Here is a 21,371-nt window from a genome sequence, read left to right as displayed (position 1 = left end):
GACCGTGGAAGAGACCGTCCTGATCTGCCTGCCCTTCGCCGGGGCGGGGCCGTCGTTCTTCACCCCGTGGCAGGCGTCCGCGCCGGACGGGCTGCGTGTCCTGCCGGTGCATCTGCCGGGCCGGGAGAAGCGGTTCGCCGAGGCCGCGTACACCTCAGCGGTTCCGGCGGTGACCGACGCGTACGAGCAGGTCACGGCCGCGCTCGGGGTCTCCGGACGCCGGGTGGTGCTGTTCGGGCACAGCATGGGCGCCGTCCTCGCGTACGAGCTGGCGCACCGGATCGAGCAGGCGCCCAACAACGCGGGGCTGCGGCTGGAGGGCCTCGTCGTGAGCGGTTCGCCCGGCCCGTGGACGCCGAGGACCGACCGGGCGGGCGAGCTGCCGGACGAGGAGTTCGTGGCCCGGGTGAGGACCTTCGCCGGGTACGCCCATCCGGCACTGGAGAACCCGGAGATGCGGGAGCTGCTGCTGCCGCCGCTGCGGGCCGACGTGCGGCTCCACGAGACGTACATACCGTCCTCGGACCGTCCGCTGGCGGTGGACGTCACCTCGCTCAGGGGCCGTGCGGACACGCTGGTCGGTGCGGCCGACGCCGCGCAGTGGGGCGCGGCGACGATGGGGAGGCTGACCGTGGCCGAGCTGCCGGGCGGCCACATGTATCTGGCGGAACACCCGCGTGAGCTGCTGGAGCTGGTGGCCGCCGGGCTCCGCGCCCCGCAGGACCGGTGAGTGGCGGCGGCGCCCGGCTGGCCGGGCGGACGGCCCTGATCACGGGGGCGGCCCGCGGGCTCGGCCGGGCCTGTGCGCTGACCTTCGCCCGGGAGGGAGCGGACCTGGTGCTGCTGGACGTGGCGGCCGACCTGCCGGGCGTCCCCTATCCGCTCGGTTCGGCCGGCCAGCTCGCGTACACGGCGGACCTGTGCCGGGCGGCGGGCGCCGCCGTCCTGACCCGGCAGGCCGACGTGCGCGATCTCGCGGCGCTGGAGGCGGTGGCGGAGGACGCCGAGGAACGCTTCGGCCGGATCGATGTCCTCGTCAACAACGCGGGGATCGCGGCCCCTTCGGGCCGTCCCGCGCACGAGATCGACGAGTCCGAGTGGCAGCTGATGATCGATGTGGACCTGGGAGGTGCCTGGCGTGCGATCCGGGCGGTCGGTGGCCGTATGGCTGCCCAGGGCTCCGGTTCCATCATCAACATCGCCTCGACCGCGGGACTGGTCGGCTACCGGCACTTCGCCGGTTACGTCGCCGCCAAGCACGGCCTGGTCGGCCTGACGAAGGCCGTCGCCCTCGACTACGCGCCCCGCAAGGTCCGGGTCAACGCGGTGTGCCCCGGCTCGGTCCGGGACGACGAGGCGATGGAGGGCCGCATGCTGGCCGAGATCGCCCGCTCGCTGGAGGTGCCGGTCGAGGAACACGAGGAGACGTTCGTGCGCGACCAGCCGATGCACACCCTGGTGGAGCCCTGGGACGTCGCGGACGCGGCGCTGTGGCTGGCCTCGGACGAGTCCCGCCGGGTGACGGGCAGCGTCGTCACGGTCGACGGCGGCTTCACCGTCCGCTGAAGCATCCTCGGTCCCTGCCGCACGACAAGGAGTACGTACGTGCCCTCTGCCCGCCACGCGCTGACCGTCCGCCTCCCGCGGGGCGCGACGGACGCCCGGCCGGCCGCCGCGCTCACTGCGGCGGCGGAGCTGTGGTGGCCCGAGGGCCCGCGCCCCCGCCTGTGGACGGACTCCGTCCGCGCGCCCGCGGACTCCCCGGCCGCCCTCGGCAGGCTCGCCACGGAGACCCACCGGCCCCTCGCCCCCGGCCACCGGCTGCGCGCCCTGTTCCTGCGGTACGAGGACGGGGGCGCAGCCGACCTGGTCCTGGTCGCGGACGCGGAGGAGCTGGACCCGCCGTCCCTGTGGCTGATCGCCGGGGTGCTGCGGGGAGAACTGGGCCCCCATGACGTACGCCCCCGGGCAGACACCCCGAACCCGGCAGGCACCCCGGCCCCCCGGACCGGGGTCGCCCCGGCCCCGCACCCCGACCCCGCGATGCGCTCGCTCATGGCCGCGCTCGCGGTCGTCGCGGGGCGGTACGAGGGCCTGTCGTACGTCCCCGTGGGCGTCCCCGTCCCCGCTCCCGGCCGCCCGCCGCGCACCCTGGGGGCCTTCGCCGGGCGGGCGGTCTTCGCGGCGGACCTCACCGAGGGCCGCACCATCGGGGACCTCCTCGCCACCCCGCTCTCCCCCTTCCCGGACGGCCCCGCACCGGCCGTCGGCATCGTCGACCCGGGACCGGCCGCCGGGCTGGAGGCGGTCACCGTCCTGCCGTACACCGAGCGGCCCTACGCCCGCACCCTCCCGCACGACGCGGACACCACCGACGCCACTGCGTCCGCCACCACCGGCTTCGCACGCCAGGTGCTCCGCGTACGGGACCAGCTCCTCTCCCTTCCCCCCGGCACCCCTCTCGCCGAGCTGTACCCGCTCGGCGACGAGGAGGCCGCCGCCCAGCTCGCCCTGGGCCGCGGCGCCCCCGCCGAGCCCCGCACCCCCCGCCGCATCGACGAGCGCTTCGCCGAGCGGGCCGCCTCCCACCCGGACGCCCCCGCCCTCACCTGCGCCGGTACCACGCTCACGTACCGGGAGCTGAACGCCCGCGCCGACGAACTGGCCGCCGGGCTGCACGCCGCGGGCGTCGCCCCCGGGGACCTCGTGGGCATCTGCCTGCCCCGCTCGACGGACCTGGTGGCGACGATGCTCGCGGTCCTGAAGGCGGACGCGGTGTACGTACCGCTGGACCCGGACCATCCGGCCGACCGCCGCACCCGCACCGCCGAGGACGCCGGGCTCCGCCTGACCGTCGACGACACCGCCCCGCTCACCGGCCACCCCGCACACCCCCGCCCGCCGACGGGCCCGCCCACGTCCCCCGCCTACGTCATCCACACCTCGGGCTCGACTGGCCGCCCCAAGGGCGTCGTGGTCCCGCACGCCCATGTGACCGCGCTCGTCGACGCCACCCGCGAGGACTTCGGGCTCACCCCCGCCGACACCTGGACGTTCTTCCACTCGGCGGCGTTCGACTTCTCCGTCTGGGAGATCTGGGGCACCCTGCTCACGGGCGGACGCCTGGTCGTCGTCGACCACTGGACGACGCGCTCCCCCGCGGACTTCCACGCCCTGGTGGTCCGCGAGGGGGTCACCGTGCTCAGCCAGACCCCCTCGGCGTTCACCCAGTTCATGGCGGCCGACCGGGACGCCGGCGGCGAACTGCCCCTCCGCCTGGTCGTGCTGGGCGGCGAGCCCCTGGACACCCGGCCCCTGCGCTTGTGGTTCGACCGCCGGCCGGAGGACCGCTGCCGGCTGGTCAACATGTTCGGCATCACGGAGACGACGGTCCACGTGACCGCCCAGACGCTCACCCGCCGCGCGGCGATGGAGGGCTCCCGGTCCGTCGGCCGCCCCCTGCCCGGCCGGCACGTCCACGTCCTCGACCCCCGGGGCCGCCCCGTGCCCCCGGGCGCCCCCGGTGAGATCCACGTCGGCGGTGAGGGTGTCGCCGACGGGTATCTGCACCGGCCCGCCCTCACCGCCGAACGGTTCGTCCCCGACCCCTGGCACGGGGGCCGGCTGTACCGCAGCGGGGACCTGGGCCGGCTGCTCCCCGACGGCACCCTGGAACACCTGGGCCGGATCGACGACCAGGTGAAGGTACGGGGCTTTCGCATCGAGCCCGACGAGATCCGTCACGCCCTCCTGGAGGACCCGGCGGTGACGGCGGCCGCGGTGACGGTCACCGGTCACGAAGAGGGCGACGCCGCGGCCGTCCGCATCGACGCGTACGTGGTCCTGGCCCCGGACGCGGACGGCGGCACCGCTCCCGTACGCCACCGGGCCGCGCGCCTGCTCCCGTCCCACATGCTGCCCGCCACGGTGACGGCCCTGCCCCGGCTCCCCCTCACCGTGAACGGCAAACTCGACCCCGCCCGGCTGCCGGCCCCCCGGCACCCCGCTCCGGCGCCGGCCCCCGCCCCCGCGCGGGACACCGGACCGGCGGCGGTGCTCACCGAGGTGTGGCAGGAGGTCCTGGGCGTCCCGGCGATCGGCCCGGACGACAACTTCTGGGACCTGGGCGGCAATTCGCTGTACGCGATCCGGATCGGCACGGCCGCCCGGGAACGCGGTCTGCCCCCGGTCCCCCTGCGCCAGCTGTATCTGACCCCGACCATACGGACGCTCAGCGAGGCACTGGCCCCCTGACCCCGCGGCCGGCGCGGCGGAAGGGGGCGACCGCGAGACCTCGGCCGCCCCCTTCCCGGTCGGCGGACTACGCGAAACGCTGCGCGGCCCCGCCGTTGCACGCCTGGAGCCTCAGCGGGTCCTTCGCCGACGCGAGCGTCAGGCAGAGCCCGGTGGCGGCCGCCGGGCGCAGCGTGCCCGACTCCTTAACGAACTTCTGGTTCGCCGCACCCGAGCAGTCCCACAGGACGAGCGCGGCGCCCGCCCGGTACTCCGCGCCCGGCACGTCCAGGCAGCGGTCGTGGCTGAGTTCCGTACGCACCGCCCGCTCGACGGCGTCGTACCACCAGTCCTGGTTCCGGCCGCCGTGGCAGTCCCAGCCGGTGACCCCGGTGCCGTTGCGGGTCACCGACGCCGGGACGTCCACGCACGTTCCGGTGGCCTCGTTCTTCAGCGGGTCGAACACGTCGTCCCAGGCGACCGGCTGGAGCACCGGCCTGCCGGCGCTCGCCGGGTCGGCGCAGCTCGCCTCACGGGCCCCGGAGTTGTACATCTGGGTGAGGCAGGAGGCGAAGGCCCCGTGCCCGGCCAGGTTGGGGTGGAAGGACTGACGTACCGAATTCGCGTCCGGGAGACCCGGCTTGGTCACGTCGATGTACAGGCCGCGGGCCCAGGCGCTCTGGGTGCAGACCTCGTGGCCGTGGAAGAGACGGGAGTTGTCGAGGTAGACGGCGCCCGTGGAGGCGGCCGCCCTGCGCATGCCCACCTGGAAGGCGGGTACGGCGGTGTTGCGGCCCCAGACCGTGTCGGAGTCGTATCCCAGACCGCCGCAGGCGATCTTTCCGGGGAAGTCCGGGTTGTCCCGGAAGTCGGGACCGATCGGGCTCGGGTAGCCCATGACGACGAGCTTGTAGTCGCCGTTGGCGTAGCCGGCGTCCGTCATGACGGTGCGCAGGTCGCGCACGGTCTGTTCGACCTTGGGGACGAGCGCGTCGACGCGGGCCTGCCAGCCGCCCGCGTACTTGGACTCGCAGGGACCCTGGAGGGTGAGATAGCGCACGACGCAGTCGGTCATGACCGGGCCGAACTGGAGGTCGTCGTTGGCCCCGGCCACCAGGACGATCATCTTGATCCGGGTGTTGCGGGCCTTCACGGCGAGGCTGTCGCTCTGGACCAGCTCGTCGGCGTACTGCTTGGAACCTCCGATTCTGATGTTCCCGGTATAGGCGCCGGAGCAGGAGACGTTGTACGTGACGTCCGCCGCGATGCCCGTGCGGTGGATGGCCGCGTCGGGCGACCGGTGGCACCAGTTGTCCGGGCCGTTGGTGCCGGATTCGTACGTGCCGACGCCCTCGCCGGAGATCTCGCTGTCGCCGAGCGAGATCAGCCCGGTCTTGCGGTCGGCGAGCGGCCGCTCGGCGGGGCTGCCGTACAGCTGGGTGGCCTCCGCTGCCCGGACGGCTTCGAGATCGGGCGGGAGCGGGGTGGATGCGGTAGTGGTGGTACGGATCTCCGTCGCGCCCGCCGGTCCGGCGACGGTCATGGAGCCGACGGTCGCCGCGAGCGCGGCGGCAGCCGCGACCGTACAGCGAAGTGCGCGAAGTCTGTGCCTGGTGCGCCTCATTGCGCCTCCCGGATTGTGGGGTTACCCCAGGTATTTACTGGCCGGTAGGCGACAAGGGAATACGTAGAACAAGACAAGTGCTCATCTTCTTCAGGAGGTTTGAAACATGGACGGCTCATCAGGCACCCCGCAGTACCGCACCGAGCACGATTCGATGGGGGAGGTGAAGGTCCCCGCGCACGCCAAGTGGCGGGCCCAGACCCAGCGCGCGGTGGAGAACTTCCCCATCTCGGGGCAGCGCCTGGAGCGCGCCCACATCGAGGCCCTGGCCCGGATCAAGGCGGCCGCCGCCAAGGTCAACGCTGAGCTGAAGGTCCTCGACCCGGACATCGCCGGCGCGATCCAGGAGGCCGCCGCCGAGGTCGCCGAAGGCCGCTGGGACGAGCACTTCCCCATCGACGTGTTCCAGACGGGGTCCGGCACCTCATCCAACATGAACACAAACGAGGTCGTCGCCACGCTCGCCACCGAGCGGCTGGGACGCGAGGTCCACCCCAACGACCACGTCAACGCCTCGCAGTCGTCCAACGACGTCTTCCCCTCCTCCATCCACATCGCCGCGACCGCCGCCGTCACCGCGGACCTGATCCCCGCGCTCGACCATCTGGCGACCGCGCTGGAGCGAAAATCGGCCGAATTCGCGGAGGTCGTGAAGTCGGGCCGTACGCACCTGATGGACGCCACACCCGTCACCCTGGGCCAGGAGTTCGGCGGCTACGCGGCGCAGATCCGTTACGGCGTCGAGCGCCTGCGGTCCGCCCTGCCCCGCCTGGCCGAACTGCCCCTGGGCGGTACGGCGGTGGGCACGGGCATCAACACCCCGCCCGGCTTCTCCGCCGCCGTCATCGCCGAGGTCGCCCGCACCACCGGGCTGCCGCTCACCGAGGCACGCGACCACTTCGAGGCACAGGGGGCCCGCGACGGACTGGTCGAGGCATCCGGGCAGCTCCGCACGATCGCGGTCTCCCTGACGAAGATCTCCAACGATCTGCGCTGGATGGCCTCGGGCCCCCGCACCGGACTGGCCGAGATCAACCTGCCCGACCTCCAGCCGGGCTCGTCGATCATGCCGGGCAAGGTCAATCCGGTCATCCCCGAAGCCGTGCTGATGGTCGCGGCGCAAGTCATGGGGAACGACGCCACGGTCGCCACCGCGGGCGCCGCGGGCAACTTCGAACTCAACGTCATGCTGCCCGTGATCGCGAGGAACCTGCTGGAGTCGGTACGGCTGCTCGCCAACGCCTCCCGCCTCCTCGCCGACCGCACGGTCGACGGCATCACGGCCAACGTGGAACGGGCCCGCATGTACGCGGAGTCCTCGCCCTCCGTCGTCACCCCGCTGAACAAGTACATCGGTTACGAGGAGGCGGCGAAGGTCGCCAAGAAGTCCCTCGCTCAGGGCACGACCATCCGCGAAACGGTGCTGGCCTCGGGATATGTCGAGCGCGGCGACCTCACGGTGGAACAACTCGACGAGGCCCTGGACGTGTTGCGCATGACCCGCCCGTGACGCGTATCGCAGCGAGCGGGCGGCCGGATCTCTAAGATCTCTTCATGGCAGGTACGGGAGAGGTGCGCTGGGCGCCCGGGGACCAGATCCTCTGGCGCTACCGCGACAACGGTGGCAGTGACCGCGGCGACGGCGACGGGAACGGCCGGTGTGCCGTGCACATCTGCCGTCCGGTCACCGTCGTCCAGGACACCGACGAGCTGCTCGCCGTCTGGATGGCACCGGGCACCGAGTGTGTGAGACCGGTCCTCGCCGACGGCACCCAGGTACACGCCGAACCGCTCGCCACCCGCTACACCGCGCCGCGCACCACGGCCCGCTCGACGTGGTTCGGCACCGGCGTGCTGAAGCTGGCCCGGCCCGGCGACCCCTGGTCGGTGTGGCTGTTCTGGGACCGCGGCTGGACCTTCCGCAACTGGTACGTGAATCTGGAGGAGCCGCTCCTGCGCTGGTCCGGCGGCGTCGACTCCGAGGACCACTTCCTCGACATCTCCGTGAACCCCGACCGCAGCTGGCGGTGGCTCGACGAGGACGAGTTCGCCCAGGCGCAGCGGGTCGGTCTGATGGACCGGGCCACCGCGGCGCGGGTGCGGGAGGCGGGCCGCGCGGCCGTCGAGGTCATCCAGGAGTGGGGGACGCCGTTCCGGGACGGCTGGGAGCACTGGCGGCCGGAGCCGCACTGGCAGGTACCCCCTCTGCCGGATGACTGGGACCGCACCCCGGCCCATATGCCGTCGTGAGATCCTTGGAGCGACCACAAGTCGACGCACGAACCGTACGAACCGCACTGGGCGCACAGCCCGGAGCGGGCCGCACGCTCGCATGAACCACTACGAGGGGGTGGAGACGTGCTCGCTGTCCGCCGTCCCTTCGCGGGAAACGATGTCACCACACCAGATCGTGAGCAGCCGGTTTCGGCCCCGCCCACGGGGGCATCCGGTGACAGCCGTTGTTCTTACCGCTCTTGCCGGGGCACAGTAGCGCCCCACGAGGTCACTGCCTCATACAACCGGCCCGGACGGACGGAATCCCACGCGTGACGGAGCATCCCACCTCCCACGAAGGCCGGCAGCCCCTCGCGGCCCGGTCTCAGGAGCGCACCCGGCCGCGGCAGCAGGACGCCGCGACCGCGACCCCTGCCACCGCCGCGATCCCCGGACCGGCCGCCGCGCCGAACCCCGGGCCGAATCCCGTACCGCACGCCTCGTCGAATCCGACGGCGGCGGACGCCCAGGCGGCGGCCCGTCGCGAAGGTGACCGGCTGCGCTTCGTTGGGGCGGCGACCCGCCGTATCGCCCGGGGCATAGACCTGGACGAGATCGTCCTCGGCCTCTGCCGGGCCAGCGTGCCGACCTTCTCCGACGCGATACTCGTCTACCTCCGCGACCCGCTCCCGGTGGGCGACGAGCGCCCCGTCTCCCCGTTCGTGCTGCGGCTGCGCCGTACCGACCGGCTGCGTTTACCCGACGAGGAGAATGAGAACAGCCCGGAGACCGAGCGTCTCCGGCTGCCCGGCGCCGACCCCCAGTCCGACCTGATGCCCGCGGCCGAACTGTGCGAGGTCCGCTCGGGCGGAGCGCTGGCCGAGGTGCTGCGCGGAGTACGGCCCGTCTTCGGGGACTCCGCGGCAGCGCGCGCAGCGCTGCCCGAACTGCTCGGGGCCGGACGTGCCGTGCCCACCGGACACCGCGCGATCCTGGCGCCGCTGCGCGGGCGGCGGCGGGTCATCGGCGCGGCCGTCTTCCTGCGCGGCACCGAACGCCCGGCGTTCGAGGCCAACGACCTGCTGGTCGCTGCCCAGTTGGCGACGCACACCGCGCTCGGCATCGACAAGGCCGTGCTGTACGGCCGCGAGGCGTACATCGCGGACGAGCTCCAGCGCACCATGCTGCCCGATTCGCTGCCGCAGCCGACCGGCGTCCGCCTCGCCTCCCGGTACCTCCCGGCCGCCGAGACGGCCAGGGTCGGCGGCGACTGGTACGACGCGATCCCGCTGCCCGGCAGCCGCGTGGCGCTCGTCGTCGGTGACGTCATGGGCCACTCCATGACCTCTGCCGCGATCATGGGCCAGCTGCGCACGACCGCGCAGACCCTGGCCGGGCTCGACCTGCCGCCGCAGGAGGTGCTGCACCACCTCGACGAGCAGGCGCAGCGGCTCGGCAGCGACCGCATGGCGACCTGCCTGTACGCGGTGTACGACCCGGTCGCGCACCGGATCACCATCGCCAACGCCGGCCACCCGCCGCCCGTCCTGCTCCACCTGGGCGGCCGGGCCGAGGTGCTCCGGGTGCCGCCCGGCGCCCCGATCGGTGTCGGTGGGGTCGACTTCGAGGCCGTGGAACTGGACGCGCCCGCGGGCGCCACGCTCCTGCTGTACACGGACGGTCTGGTCGAGTCCCGGCTGCGGGACGTGTGGACCGGCATCGAGCAGCTGCGGGAGCGGCTCGCCGCCACCGCCCGGCTGACCGGTCCCGACCACGCGCCTCCGCTGGAGGCGCTCTGCGACGACGTGCTCGACATGCTCGGTCCCGGCGACCGGGACGACGACATCGCACTGCTCGCCGCCCGCTTCGACGGGATCGCGCCCAGCGATGTCGCGTACTGGTTCCTGGAGCCGGAGAACGAGGCACCGGGCCGGGCCCGCAAGCTGGCCCGCAGGGCGCTCAGCCGGTGGGGCCTCGACGAGCTGTCGGACGAGGTGGAACTGCTGGTCAGTGAGGTGGTGACCAACGCCGTGCGGTACGCGGAGCGGCCGGTGACCCTGCGCCTCCTGCGCACGGACATCCTGCGCTGCGAGGTCGGCGACGACTCCCCGCAGCTGCCCAGGCAGCGGCGGGCCAGGGAGACGGACGAGGGCGGCCGCGGTCTGTTCCTGGTGAACCGTCTGGCCAGGCGGTGGGGAGCCACCCGGCTCTCGACCGGCAAGGTGGTCTGGTTCGAGATGTCCACCCGGAGCCAGTAAGAGGCAATGCGTGAAGGGAGGGGCGGTGCCCGCGGGCCCCGCCCCTCCCTTCACGCACTCAGCGCTGTTCCCCGCTCACTGGCCGGGCAGGCTGTCCTCGTCACGGCCAGGCCGTTCGTCCGGTGGGTCGACCGGGTCGACCGGCTCGGTCGGTACGGTCGTCGACTCGCTGGGCGTGGGCGGTGTCGTCCGGCTGGGCGGCGGCTGCGTCGACGGGCTCTGCGTGACGGGCGCGCTCGACGACGGGGACGGTGACTCGGTCTCGGGCGGCTCCGTCTCCTCGGGCTCCTCGGTCTCGGCCGGCGCCGTGGTGGGGGCCTGCGTGATGCCCGATTCACCGCGCTCGACGTCCTCCAGGTCGAAGGTGGCGGTCGAGCCGCCGTTCAGCGCGGCGAGCGTGTAGTCGGCCCATATCTTCGCCGGGAAGCCGCCGCCGTTGGCCCGGCCCGAGTTGGCCGTGCCGGTCAGCGTGACCTGCTCGCCGCCGGCCTTGGCGGACTCGCCGTAGAGCGCGACGACCGTGGTGAGCTCCGGGGTGTAGCCGGCGAACCAGGCGGCCTTGTTGTTCTCGGACGTGCCGGTCTTGCCCGCCGCGTCGAAGGCCGAGGTGTCGGCCTCGTGTCCGGAGCCGTTGTCCACGACTCCGGTGAGCGACCTGGTCACGGTGTCCGCGGTCTTGCGGCTGATCGCCTGGCCGCCGGTGCCGTCGACCGGTGCCGCCGTGCGGTCCCGGTGCTCGGCCGACTTGATGATGTGCGGGTTGACCTTCTTGCCGTGGTTGTCGAGGGTCGCGAACACACCGGCCATGTCCCAGGTCGAGGCGTTCATGGTGCCCAGGGTGATCGAGGGGACCGCGGGGAATCCCTTGTCCGGCATGCCCAGGTCGAGGGCGGTCTGCTTCACGGTGGTGGGCGACACGTCGACGACCATCTGCGCGAAGACCGAGTTGACCGACCTGTCCATCGCCGTCTGGACGCTGATGTCGCCGTAGCTGCGGCCGTCCTCGTTCTGCGGCTTGAACGGGATGTCGCTGCCGACGACGGGCCGCCTGCTGGTGCCGTCGTAGACGGTGTCGAGGCCGATCAGCCTGCCGTCCTGGGTCTTCGACCCGTTCTCCAGCGCGGAGGCGAGCACCAGCGGCTTGAAGGTGGAGGCCGGCTGGTAGTCCTGGCGGGTGGCGTTGGAGATCCAGTGCTGGGTGGCGCTGACGCCGCCGTACAGCGCGACGACCTCGCCGTTCTTGGGGTTCACGGAGGTGGCGCCGGCCTGGACCGTGGCGTCGGTCCTGTTGCCCTCGCGGTCGAGCTTGGACTCCAGCTGCCGGTCGACCGCCTTCTCCAGCTCCTTCTGACGCTTCTTGTCTATGTTGAGCGTGATCGTCCAGCCGCCGGCCTCGATGGCCTCCTCGGAGATGCCCTGGCGCTCCAGCTCCTCGTTGGCCGCCTCGACGAGATAGCCGGTCTGGCCCTCCATGCCGGGGGCCGCCTTGGGCTGCTGCGGGACGGTGAAGTTCATCCCGGCGCGCTTCGAGGCGTCGAGCCAGCCCTTCTCGACCATGTTGTCGAGCGTGTATCCCCAGCGCTCGGAGACGAGCTTCTTGCCGGTCGGCGAGGCGGCCGCCCAGTCGTACTGGCTGGGGGCCTGGAGCAGCGAGGCGAGGTAGGCGCCCTGGGAGAGGCTGAGATCCTTGGCGTCGACCCCGTAGTACGCCTGCGCGGCGGCCTGGACGCCGCTCGCGCCGCGGCCGTAGTACGCGGTGTTCATGTACCCGGCGAGGATGTCTTCCTTGCTCATCTTCTGGTCGACCTTGAGAGAGATCACCAGTTCCTTCAGCTTGCGGCTGATGGTCGGGTCCTGCGTCAGGTAGTAGTTCTTCACGTACTGCTGGGTGATCGTCGAACCACCCTGCTTGCCCTTGCCGGACAGCGTGTTGAACAGCCCGCGCGTGGTGCCCTTCAGGTCGACGCCCTGGTCCTGGTAGAAGGTCTTGTTCTCGGCCGCGACGAAAGCCTTCTGTACGTCCTCGGGGACCTCGGCGAGGTCGACGATCTCGCGGTTGACCTCGCCCGCGCGCGCAAGCAGTGTGCCGTCGCTGTACTTGTAGACGTTGCTCTGCTTGTTGGCCGTGGCGTTGGCCGCGGGCACGTCCACGTAGACGTAGAGCGCCAGGAAGGCGCCCATGACCAGCAGGCAGAACCCGAAGAACGTGCCCAGCAGTTTCCGCCAGGTGAAGAGTCCGCGTATGCCGCCGCTCCTCCCGGCCCGGCGCGCTTCTCGCACCTGGCCTCGTCGCGCATCCGCTCGACCCATCGCTGTAGTGCTCCCGTTTCTCTGCTCGACCGGCTTCAACCGTTCCCGCCAGCTAACACCGTCGGGTCGGACGAAATGCAAGCGATCCGGTCTTTTCCGGACGTGACAATCAGCACCCGTTTCCCTAGGAACCGACTCATGAAGGGCAAGAAGGGTTGCGAGGACAGGGGAATCCACGGATACGGGCGGGACGCGTCACCCTCGTATGCACCCTGCGTATACACCGCATGTATAGTCCCTCCCATGTCAATCGGTCACACCCTCCTGGGACTCCTCGAGTCCGGCCCCCGCCACGGCTACGACCTCAAACGCACGTTCGACGAGAAGTTCGGCCACGACCGCCCTCTGCACTACGGACAGGTCTACTCGACCATGTCCCGGCTGCTGAAGAACGGGCTCGTCGTCGTCGACGGGGTCGAGAGCGAGGGTGGTCCCGAACGCAAGCGGTACGCCATCACGGACGCCGGGATCACGGACGTGGCCGCCTGGCTCGCCCACCCGGAGAAGCCGGAACCGTACCTGCAGTCGACCCTGTACACCAAGGTCGTCCTGGCCCTGCTCACCGGCCGCAGCGCCGCCCAGCTGCTGGACTCCCAGCGCACCGAGCACCTGCGCCTGATGCGGGTCCTCACCGACCGCAAGCGCAGGGGCGACCTCGCCGACCAGCTGATCTGCGACCACGCGCTGTTCCACCTGGAAGCCGATCTGCGCTGGCTGGAACTGACCACCGCGCGCCTGGAACAGCTCGCCGCGGAGGTACGTCCATGACTCCCGAAGGTTCCCTGCTCGACGCCCGCGATCTGCGCAAGACCTACGGGCCCACCCCCGCACTCGACGGGGCGTCGTTCTCCATCCACCCGGGCGAGGTCGTCGCCGTCATGGGCCCCTCCGGCTCCGGGAAGTCGACGCTGCTGCACTGCCTCGGCGGGATCGTCACCCCGGACAGCGGGACGATCACGTACGACGGGCGCGAGCTCTCCACCCTGTCCGACGCCGAGCGCAGCGCCCTGCGTCGCAGCGAGTTCGGGTTCGTGTTCCAGTTCGGCCAGCTCGTACCTGAGCTGACCTGCGTGGAGAACGTCGCCCTTCCCCTCCGCCTCAACGGCGTGAAGCGCAAGGAGGCCGAGCGCGAGGCCCTCGGCTGGATGGAGCGCCTTCAGGTCGACGATCTGAGACAGAAGCGGCCCGGAGAGGTGTCCGGCGGGCAGGGTCAGCGCGTCGCCGTCGCCCGCGCCCTCGCCGCCGGCCCCAGAGTGCTCTTCGCCGACGAGCCCACCGGCGCCCTCGACTCGCTCAACGGCGAGCTCGTGATGGAGCTGCTCACGGACGCGGCCCGGTCCTCCGGTACCGCCGTCGTCCTCGTCACCCACGAGGCGCGGGTCGCCGCCTACTCGGACCGCGAGATCGTCGTACGCGACGGAAAGTCCCGGGACCTGGAGTACACGGGATGACAGTGCTGGAAGAACGGAGCACCGAGGAAGCGGCCGGCTCCACGAAGGCGCCGGGGAAGGGGTCGGGCTGGATACACGACCTCGGCCTCGGCATCCGCTTCGCGGTCGGCGGCGGGCGCGAGGGCTGGATCCGCACCCTCCTCACGGCCGTCGGCGTGGGCCTCGGCGTCACCCTGCTCCTCGTCGCCTCCTCCGTACCGAATCTCCTGGACAACCGGTCCGACCGCACCGCGGGCCGCGCACCCAACTTCACCAACCACGACGCGCCCCTGGCGCCCGGCGACGACACCCTGGTCTACGACGACGCCTCGTCCGAGTACCGCGGCGACTCGGTCGGCGGCTTCTTCCTGCGCCCCGACGGCGCGCGCCCGCCGATACCGCCGGGCGTCGACAGAATCCCCGGGCCCGGCGAGATGGTCGTCTCGCCCGCACTGAAGGACCTGCTGCAATCCCCCGAAGGCAAACTGCTCAAGGAGCGTCTGAAGTTCCGGATCGTCGGGACGATCGCCGACGAGGGGCTGAGCGATCCGCACGACCTGTACATGTACGCCGGCAGCGACACCATCACGCAGAAGGGCGGCGGGCGGACCGCCCAGTTCGGCGGCAATCAGCTGCCCGGGGAACCGATGAACCCCGTCCTCATCATCCTCATCATCCTGATCTGCGTCGTCCTGCTGGTCCCCGTCGCGATCTTCATCGCCACCGCCGTCCGGTTCGGCGGCGAACGACGCGACCGCCGGCTCGCCGCGCTGCGTCTCGTCGGCGCGGACATCCGGATGACCCGGCGGGCCGCTGCCGGTGAGTCCCTGTTCGGCACCGGGGTCGGACTGCTCTTCGGAGTCCTGTTCTTCCTCGTGGGGCGTCAGTTCATCGGCATGGTGCAGTTCTGGCGGATCTCGGCGTTCCCCTCCGACCTCGCCCCGATGCCCGGTCTCGCCGTGCTGATCGTGCTGGCCGTACCGGTGTGTGCGGTCCTGGTCACCCTGTTCGCGCTGCGCTCCGTGGCGATCGAGCCGCTCGGTGTCGTACGGCAGGGGCGTTCCCGCAAGCGCCGGCTGAGGTGGCGGCTGCCGATGCCGGTCATCGGTGTGGTGCTGCTGCTGTTCTCGGACATCGTCGGCGGCGACAGCACGGTGCTCGACCTGGCCGCCGTCGCGGCCGGGATCATCCTGATCCTGCTCGGCATGGTCACCCTGCTCCCCTGGTTGGTCGAGTCGGTCGTCGCCCGGCTGCGCGGCGGCCCGGTGCCCTGGCAACTCGCTGTCCGCAGGCTCCAGTTGAACAGCACCGCGGCGACGCGCGCGGTGAGCGGCATCACGGTCGCGGTGGCCGGCGGGATCGCGCTCCAGATGTACTTCGTCGGCATCAACGACGACTTCAACACGACGACGGGCCAGGACCCGAAGCGCGCCCAGATGGGTGTCGCGACGGAGTCCGCCAACGGCGCCCTCGCCGAGCGCATGATCAAGGAGTTCCGGGCCACGGAGGGCGTGAAGCGAGTCATCGGCACCATCGACTCCTATGTGCTCGGCGCCGGAGCGCTCGACGAGTGGGGCGACCCGGAGGGCGCGCCGGTGACCTACGGCACCTGCGCCACTCTGCGCGAGCTGGCACATCTGCCCGGCTGCGAGGACGGCGACGTCTTCATCTCGCACACCGAGGAGAACAAGGACGCGGGTTGGGTGACGAAGGTCGCCCGTCCCGGCAAGCAGGTCGATCTCAACGAGTGGTACAGGGACGAGGGCTCGGAGAAGCTCAAGCCGCAGCTGTGGACGATCCCGAAGGACGCCCGCACGGTGACGCCCAGGAAGGACCCGGCGGGCGAGGAGCGCCACGGCATCTTCGTGACGCCCGGCGCCCTGGACGCTGCCAAGCTGCCGAGCGCCTCGACGACGGCGCAGATCCAGACGGACGAGGGCGTCCCCGACGCCCAGGAACACGTCCGCAACACCGCGTATCTGATGGATCCGTCCCTGCGGATCTGGACCTACCAGATGACGCAGCGGGACAAGCAGTACGACAGCATCCGCACCGGTCTGTTCGTGGGGGCGACCGCCACCATGATCCTGATCGCGGCCTCCATGCTGGTCTCGCAGATCGAGCAACTGCGGGAGCGCAGGAAGCTGTTGTCGGTCCTGGTCGCCTTCGGTACGCGCCGCTCGACACTCGCCTGGTCGGTCCTGTGGCAGACCGCGATCCCGGTCGTCCTCGGCACCGCGCTCGCCGTCATCGGCGGTGTCGGCCTCGGCAGGGTGATGCTCCACCTGATCGACAAGGAGATCACCGACTGGCTGATCTTCCTGCCCCTGGTGGGGGTGGGTGCGGCGATGATCGCCGTGGTGACGCTGCTCAGCCTGCCACCGCTGTGGCGCCTGATGCGCCCGGACGGTCTGCGCACCGAGTGACCGGAGCACGGTGGCCGGACGGGCCGGGCCTTCACGCCTGTCCGGCCACCCGCACCGGAAGCGTCTCCATCGCCTCGCGCAGCGCCGCCGCGAACTCCTCGAACTCCTCCTGCCTGGCCGCACCCGAGCGCATCGCCAGGGCCACCCGCCGCGAGGGTGCCGGGTCCGCGAAGTGTCCCGTCGTCAGCGCGTCGTCGCGACCCGCCTCCACCGTCACCGCGGTCCTCGGCAGCAGCGTCACGCCGAGCCCGCCGGCGACCAGCTGCACCAGGGTGGAGAGTCCGGCCGCCGTCGTCGTCACGGGCGCGCCCTGCGTACGCCCGGCCTCCCGGCAGATGTCCAGGGCCTGGTCACGCAGACAGTGCCCCTCGTCCAGGAGCAGCAGCGGCAGCTCGCGCAGCGCCTCGCGCGGAATGTCGACGCGCCCGCCCAGCCAGTGGTCCCGCTCCATGACCAGCACGAAGTCCTCGTCGAAGAGCGGCAGTTCGGTGACCCCCGGCACGCCGAGCGGTACGGCGAGCAGCAGCAGGTCGAGCCGCCCGGCGGCCAGCCCCTCCAGCAGCGAGGAGGTCTGCTCCTCGTGGACCTGGAGGTCCAGCTCCGGGTAGCGCCGGTGGACGAGCCGGAGCACGGTCGGCAGCAGATACGGGGCGACGGTCGGGATCACGCCGAGCCTGAGCACTCCGGTGAACGGGGCCCGCACGGCCTCCGCCTCCTCCATCAGCGCGCCGACGGCCTCCAGAACGACCTGGGTCCGCGCCGCCAGCCGCTCCCCGGCGGGCGAGAGCAGCACCTTGCGCGTCGTACGCTCGATGAGCTGGACACCCAGTGCCTCCTCCAGCGCCGAGACGGCTCCGGAAAGGGCGGGCTGACTCATCCCGATCGCGGCGGCCGCGTCACGGAAGTGCAGATGCTCCGCCACGGCGGCGAAGGCGCGCAGCTGCGACAGGCTTGGCTGTTTGGGCCTGATGCCCTGGTTCACCTGGCTCATTGATAGGAACCTCCGATCATCACGATCGAGTGTAGTCACCCCACCGATCAATGAGCCACACCCCGGAGAGGGTCGGAAACCCGCCACTGATCGAGTGGGGCGATCAATGCGAGCCGGGGAGGCGATTTCCGTGATCAATGCACTCTGTGCCATGGTGGATCCAGTCCAACCCTCAGGAACCTCCCCAAAAGGGAATTCCTACACTGCAAGGAGAGCGCGTGCTCACTGTCGGTGACAAGTTCCCCGAGTTCGACCTGACTGCTTGTGTCTCGCTGGAGGCGGGCAAGGAGTTCGAGCAGATCAACCACAAGACCTACGAGGGTCAGTGGAAGATCGTCTTCGCGTGGCCGAAGGACTTCACCTTCGTGTGCCCCACCGAGATCGCCGCCTTCGGCAAGCTGAACGAAGAGTTCGCCGACCGTGACGCCCAGGTCCTCGGCTTCTCCGGTGACTCCGAGTTCGTGCACCACGCCTGGCGCAAGGACCACCCGGACCTGACCGACCTGCCCTTCCCGATGCTCGCCGACTCGAAGCACGAGCTCATGCGTGACCTCGGCATCGAGGGCGAGGACGGCTTCGCGCAGCGCGCCGTCTTCATCGTCGACCAGAACAACGAGATCCAGTTCACGATGGTGACCGCCGGTTCCGTGGGCCGTAACCCCAAGGAGGTCCTGCGGGTCCTCGACGCCCTGCAGACCGACGAGCTGTGCCCCTGCAACTGGACCAAGGGCGAGAACACCCTCGACCCGGTCGCGCTCCTCTCGGGCGAGTGAGCTGAGACGATCATGGCTCTCGACGAACTGAAGTCCGCCATACCGGACTTCGCCAAGGACCTGAAGCTGAACCTCGGCTCGGTCATCGGCAACAGCGAACTCCCCCAGCAGCAGCTCTGGGGCACCGTCCTCGCCTGCGCGATCGCCTCGCGCTCGCCGATGGTGCTCCGCGAGCTGGAGCCGGAGGCCAAGGCCAACCTCTCCGCCGAGGCGTACACCGCGGCGAAGTCGGCCGCGGCCATCATGGCGATGAACAACGTCTTCTACCGGACCCGGCACCTGCTGTCGGACCCGGAGTACGGGACGCTCCGTGCGGGCCTGCGGATGAACGTCATCGGCAAGCCGGGCGTGGAGAAGGTCGACTTCGAGCTGTGGTCGCTCGCCGTCTCCGCGATCAACGGCTGCGGCCAGTGCCTCGACTCCCACGAGCAGGTGCTGCGCAAGGCCGGCGTGGACCGTGAGACCATTCAGGAAGCCGTCAAGATCGCCTCGGTGATCCAGGCGGTCGGCGTGACCCTCGAAGCCGAGGCCGTTCTCGCCGAGTAACACCGCAGTACCCTTGTACGAGAAGGGCCCCGAGGACGACCGACCGTCCTCGGGGCCCTTCTTACGTCCTCGGGGCCCTTCTTACTGCCTTCTTGCGCCTGCTACTGCTCCGGTCCGCCCGCCCGGCCCTCCCCGGGTGCCTCCGGCGCGCGGTCGACAGGCAGGTCCGGGGCCTTCGGCGGCGAACCCGGGGCCGGGGTCGGCGCCAGCTCGTGCGCCGTGGCACCGTGCGGCGCCGGCGTGTGCCGCCGGGACTCCTCCTGCCCGTAGGCCCGCAGGTAGCCGACCACGGTATTGGTCACGGCGACCAGCGGTACGGCCACCACCGCGCCGCCGATGCCCGCGATCATCCCGCCCGCGGCGACCGAGAGGACGACGGCCAGCGGATGGACCCGCACGGCACGTCCCAGGATGAACGGCTGGAGGATGTGGCCCTCGATCTGCTGCACGGCGAGCACCACGATCAGCACCATCAGCGCGGTGAACACGCCCTGGGTGACGAGTGAGACGACCACCGCGAGCGCCCCGGAGACCACGGCCCCGACGAGGGGGATGAAGGCGAAGAGGAAGATGAACACCGCGAGCGGCACGGCCATCGGCACGTCGAGGAAGTAGATCCCGAGCCCGATGAAGATGGCGTCGATCAGCGCGACTATCACCGTGCCCCGCACATAGGCGGTGAGCGTGCGCCAGGCCCGCGGCCCGGCGCCCGCGACGCCCGGCCTCGCCTGGGTGGGCACGAGCTTGAGCACCCAGTGCCAGATGCGCTTTCCGTCGTGCAGGAGGAAGAGCGTCGAGAACATCGCCAGCAGCAGCCCGGTGAGGACCTCCACCATCACGGTGACGCCCTGGAGTCCGGCGGAGGTGATCTCCTCCGTGTTGGTGCCGATGGTGTCGCTGAGGTTCTTCGCGATGTCGTTGATCTGCGACTCGGTGACATGGAAGGGGCTGTCGAGCAGCCAGCGCTTCAGCTCGTCGATGCCGTCGCGCACCCGGTCGGAGAGCGTGTCGAGGTTGTCCATCACCTGCCACACCACGAACCAGCCGACCAGACCCATGACGACGAAGCCCAGGATCGCGGTGACCGCCGTGGCCAGACCGCGTGGCAGGCCGAGCCGCTTCAGGCGTACCACGGTCGGCTGGAGCATCGCGGTGACGAGCAGCGCGGCGACGAAGGCCAGGACCACCAGCTGCACGGCGCTGATGATCCGCATCAGCACCCAGAGGGTGCCCGCCAGGACGAGCAGCCGCCAGCCCGCCTCGGCCGCGACCCGCATGCCCCACGGAATCGCCGCGACCGGATCGGGCTTCGCCGCGACGGACGGGGCGTACGAGGGAGGCGGAGGCACGTACTCCGTCACCGTGTCCTTCAGTCCGACGTCCGAGTCGGCCTCCGCGTCGGCCTCGGCACGACGCTGGTCCAGGCGCTCACCGATGTCGGTCAGTTCGGCGCCGAGCCGGCCGAGCCACCCTGGCAGTTTCGACATGATCGTTCCCTCTCCCCCACGCTCTCCCCCCACCCCTGCCCCGGAGTCGTCCGGACATGTGACCGTACACGCGTGAAACCCCCCACCGTAGGACGGTGGGGGGCTTCACGAGGTTGAGAACCGGCCCCTCATGAGGGGCCGGAGGCTCGCCTAGTACCAGTGGTTGGCCTGCCAGAAGGACCAGGCCGCGCACGGGCTGCCGTAACGGTCGCTGTTCATGTAGCTCAGGCCCCACTTGATCTGGGTGGCCGGGTTGGTCATCCAGTCCGAGCCGGCCGTCGACATCTTCGAGCCGGGCAGCGCCTGCATGATCCCGTACGCGCCCGAGGACGGGTTGGTCGCCTTGTAGTTCCAGCCCGACTCGCGGTCCACGATGTTGCTGAAGCACTGGAACTGGTCGGCGGGCATCATCGAGCGTGCCATCGCCTGCACTTCGGCCACACTGTACGAGCCCTGCGCGGAGAACGAGGAGGCGTCGCGGACCGACGAGCGGCTCGCGCGCTCGGCTTCCTTCTTCGCTTCCTCGGCCTTGCGCTCGGCCTCCAGCTTGTCCTCGGCCGCCTGCTTCTTGGACTCGGCGTCCTTGGCGGCCTGGATACGGGCTGATTCCTCTGCGGACTTCTTCGCTGCCGCATCGGCCGCGGATGCCTGGGCGTCGGCCTGCTGTGTCAGCGAGGCCGTCTGCACCTGGGCCTGCTGGCCCGCGGGAATGTCTGCGAGCAGCGTGGTGTCGGCTGCGGCCGCCTCGAAGTTGTTGTCGTCAGCGGCAGGAGTGCCGCCCGAAGCAACGCCTACGACGGCGCCTACGGTGGTGACCGCTGTGGCAGATGCCACCGCGAACCCCCGGACCGAGATCCGGCTCACATGGTGTCCTTCCAGCATCGCCCGCTTAGGTGACCTCGCGGGCGCAATCGTGCCCCTGACACTCGCCTCCCTACTGCTTGGGTCACGGGAGGCACGGGCCCGATGGGCAACTCCCTTGCGGGAGTGCCACGTGGTGCTCGCGGGCGGCATACGGACGGCAAGTGTTGAGTTGTGTGGTGCGCTGCACCTCTGGAGGTGCCCGAGTGCCGTATGCG

Annotated in this window: 16 protein-coding genes; 11 read left to right on the top strand and 5 right to left on the bottom strand. The window is 71.0% G+C overall.

Annotation, left to right across the window (positions count from 1 at the left end; genetic code table 11):
• The first annotated feature begins 4 nt into the window (after positions 1–4).
• From ACFWSK_RS17270 to ACFWSK_RS17260, 3 genes are read left to right on the top strand one after another with little or no spacing between them, the layout of a single operon-like run.
• Positions 5–730, top strand: a complete 726-nt coding sequence (locus tag ACFWSK_RS17270; RefSeq protein WP_383786402.1) for a thioesterase II family protein — start codon at positions 5–7, stop codon at positions 728–730.
• A complete protein-coding gene (locus ACFWSK_RS17265) occupies positions 727–1,566 on the top strand; it encodes a mycofactocin-coupled SDR family oxidoreductase (protein ID WP_383786400.1) in 840 nt (279 codons plus the stop codon). Before ACFWSK_RS17270 ends, ACFWSK_RS17265 begins: the two co-directional genes overlap by 4 nt.
• 39 nt (positions 1,567–1,605) lie before the next feature.
• A complete protein-coding gene (locus ACFWSK_RS17260) occupies positions 1,606–4,254 on the top strand; it encodes an amino acid adenylation domain-containing protein (RefSeq protein WP_383786398.1) in 2,649 nt (882 codons plus the stop codon).
• Positions 4,255–4,321: 67 nt separating this feature from the next.
• Here the strand turns inward: ACFWSK_RS17260 and ACFWSK_RS17255 are convergent, their stop codons facing one another.
• Positions 4,322–5,857 carry a ricin-type beta-trefoil lectin domain protein gene (locus tag ACFWSK_RS17255; protein WP_383786396.1) on the bottom strand — a complete coding sequence of 512 codons (1,536 nt, stop codon included), beginning with the start codon at positions 5,855–5,857 and terminating at the stop codon, positions 4,322–4,324.
• A 106-nt stretch (positions 5,858–5,963) separates the two neighbouring features.
• Between ACFWSK_RS17255 and ACFWSK_RS17250 the strand changes: the two genes are divergently transcribed.
• The 3 genes from ACFWSK_RS17250 to ACFWSK_RS17240 all read left to right on the top strand — a co-directional run bounded on the left by ACFWSK_RS17250 (position 5,964) and on the right by ACFWSK_RS17240 (position 10,329).
• Entirely contained in the window at positions 5,964–7,367 is a 1,404-nt protein-coding gene (locus ACFWSK_RS17250) for a class II fumarate hydratase (RefSeq protein WP_383786393.1), read from the top strand.
• Positions 7,368–7,411: 44 nt separating this feature from the next.
• The gene (locus ACFWSK_RS17245; protein WP_383786390.1) at positions 7,412–8,107 is read left to right on the top strand and encodes a DUF402 domain-containing protein; all 696 of its coding nucleotides are present in this window, start codon (positions 7,412–7,414) and stop codon (positions 8,105–8,107) included.
• 296 nt (positions 8,108–8,403) lie between these two features.
• On the top strand, positions 8,404–10,329 hold the full coding sequence (locus ACFWSK_RS17240) for a SpoIIE family protein phosphatase (RefSeq protein WP_383786387.1): 1,926 nt from the start codon (positions 8,404–8,406) through the stop codon (positions 10,327–10,329).
• A gap of 75 nt (positions 10,330–10,404) precedes the next feature.
• Here the strand turns inward: ACFWSK_RS17240 and ACFWSK_RS17235 are convergent, their stop codons facing one another.
• Positions 10,405–12,639 carry a transglycosylase domain-containing protein gene (locus ACFWSK_RS17235; protein WP_383786384.1) on the bottom strand — a complete coding sequence of 745 codons (2,235 nt, stop codon included), beginning with the start codon at positions 12,637–12,639 and terminating at the stop codon, positions 10,405–10,407.
• A gap of 243 nt (positions 12,640–12,882) precedes the next feature.
• Between ACFWSK_RS17235 and ACFWSK_RS17230 the strand changes: the two genes are divergently transcribed.
• From ACFWSK_RS17230 to ACFWSK_RS17220, 3 genes are read left to right on the top strand one after another with little or no spacing between them, the layout of a single operon-like run.
• Positions 12,883–13,407, top strand: a complete 525-nt coding sequence (locus tag ACFWSK_RS17230; protein WP_383786381.1) for a PadR family transcriptional regulator — start codon at positions 12,883–12,885, stop codon at positions 13,405–13,407.
• A complete protein-coding gene (locus ACFWSK_RS17225) occupies positions 13,404–14,090 on the top strand; it encodes an ABC transporter ATP-binding protein (protein ID WP_383786378.1) in 687 nt (228 codons plus the stop codon). The genes ACFWSK_RS17230 and ACFWSK_RS17225 overlap by 4 nt, the downstream gene beginning before the upstream one ends.
• Positions 14,087–16,495: an FtsX-like permease family protein gene (locus ACFWSK_RS17220; protein WP_383786375.1), complete on the top strand. Its 2,409-nt coding sequence runs from the start codon at positions 14,087–14,089 to the stop codon at positions 16,493–16,495. The genes ACFWSK_RS17225 and ACFWSK_RS17220 overlap by 4 nt, the downstream gene beginning before the upstream one ends.
• A 31-nt stretch (positions 16,496–16,526) precedes the next feature.
• On the opposite strand, the gene ACFWSK_RS17215 is transcribed toward ACFWSK_RS17220, so the two are convergent.
• On the bottom strand, positions 16,527–17,486 hold the full coding sequence (locus tag ACFWSK_RS17215; protein WP_383786372.1) for a hydrogen peroxide-inducible genes activator: 960 nt from the start codon (positions 17,484–17,486) through the stop codon (positions 16,527–16,529).
• A 218-nt stretch (positions 17,487–17,704) separates the two neighbouring features.
• On the opposite strand from ACFWSK_RS17215, the gene ACFWSK_RS17210 reads away from it, so the two are divergent.
• Both ACFWSK_RS17210 and ACFWSK_RS17205 read left to right on the top strand, forming a co-directional pair.
• Positions 17,705–18,259 (top strand): peroxiredoxin, encoded by a 555-nt coding sequence (locus ACFWSK_RS17210; RefSeq protein ID WP_328905588.1) that lies wholly within the window; start codon positions 17,705–17,707, stop codon positions 18,257–18,259.
• Between the two features lie 12 nt (positions 18,260–18,271).
• Entirely contained in the window at positions 18,272–18,805 is a 534-nt protein-coding gene (locus ACFWSK_RS17205) for an alkyl hydroperoxide reductase (RefSeq protein ID WP_383786369.1), read from the top strand.
• Between the two features lie 101 nt (positions 18,806–18,906).
• On the opposite strand, the gene ACFWSK_RS17200 is transcribed toward ACFWSK_RS17205, so the two are convergent.
• Positions 18,907–20,292 carry an AI-2E family transporter gene (locus ACFWSK_RS17200; RefSeq protein WP_383786366.1) on the bottom strand — a complete coding sequence of 462 codons (1,386 nt, stop codon included), beginning with the start codon at positions 20,290–20,292 and terminating at the stop codon, positions 18,907–18,909.
• Between the two features lie 150 nt (positions 20,293–20,442).
• Complete coding sequence (locus tag ACFWSK_RS17195) at positions 20,443–21,156, bottom strand: transglycosylase SLT domain-containing protein (protein ID WP_383786363.1); 714 nt, start codon at positions 21,154–21,156, stop codon at positions 20,443–20,445.
• Positions 21,157–21,371: the final 215 nt, after the last annotated feature.

This window comes from Streptomyces sp. NPDC058620 (assembly GCF_042717135.1).
Taxonomy (GTDB): domain Bacteria; phylum Actinomycetota; class Actinomycetes; order Streptomycetales; family Streptomycetaceae; genus Streptomyces.
This window is presented reverse-complemented; position numbering and strand designations above follow the sequence as displayed.

Bases quoted from the DNA above. Each gene is read 5' to 3' on its own strand.
- ACFWSK_RS17255 (WP_383786396.1), bottom strand. From the start codon at position 5,857: ATGAGGCGCACCAGGCACAGACTTCGCGCACTTCGCTGTACGGTCGCG.
- ACFWSK_RS17250 (WP_383786393.1), top strand. From the start codon at position 5,964: ATGGACGGCTCATCAGGCACCCCGCAGTACCGCACCGAGCACGATTCG.
- ACFWSK_RS17245 (WP_383786390.1), top strand. From the start codon at position 7,412: ATGGCAGGTACGGGAGAGGTGCGCTGGGCGCCCGGGGACCAGATCCTC.
- ACFWSK_RS17235 (WP_383786384.1), bottom strand. From the start codon at position 12,639: ATGGGTCGAGCGGATGCGCGACGAGGCCAGGTGCGAGAAGCGCGCCGG.
- ACFWSK_RS17230 (WP_383786381.1), top strand. From the start codon at position 12,883: ATGTCAATCGGTCACACCCTCCTGGGACTCCTCGAGTCCGGCCCCCGC.
- ACFWSK_RS17225 (WP_383786378.1), top strand. From the start codon at position 13,404: ATGACTCCCGAAGGTTCCCTGCTCGACGCCCGCGATCTGCGCAAGACC.
- ACFWSK_RS17220 (WP_383786375.1), top strand. From the start codon at position 14,087: ATGACAGTGCTGGAAGAACGGAGCACCGAGGAAGCGGCCGGCTCCACG.
- ACFWSK_RS17215 (WP_383786372.1), bottom strand. From the start codon at position 17,486: ATGAGCCAGGTGAACCAGGGCATCAGGCCCAAACAGCCAAGCCTGTCG.
- ACFWSK_RS17205 (WP_383786369.1), top strand. From the start codon at position 18,272: ATGGCTCTCGACGAACTGAAGTCCGCCATACCGGACTTCGCCAAGGAC.
- ACFWSK_RS17200 (WP_383786366.1), bottom strand. From the start codon at position 20,292: ATGTCGAAACTGCCAGGGTGGCTCGGCCGGCTCGGCGCCGAACTGACC.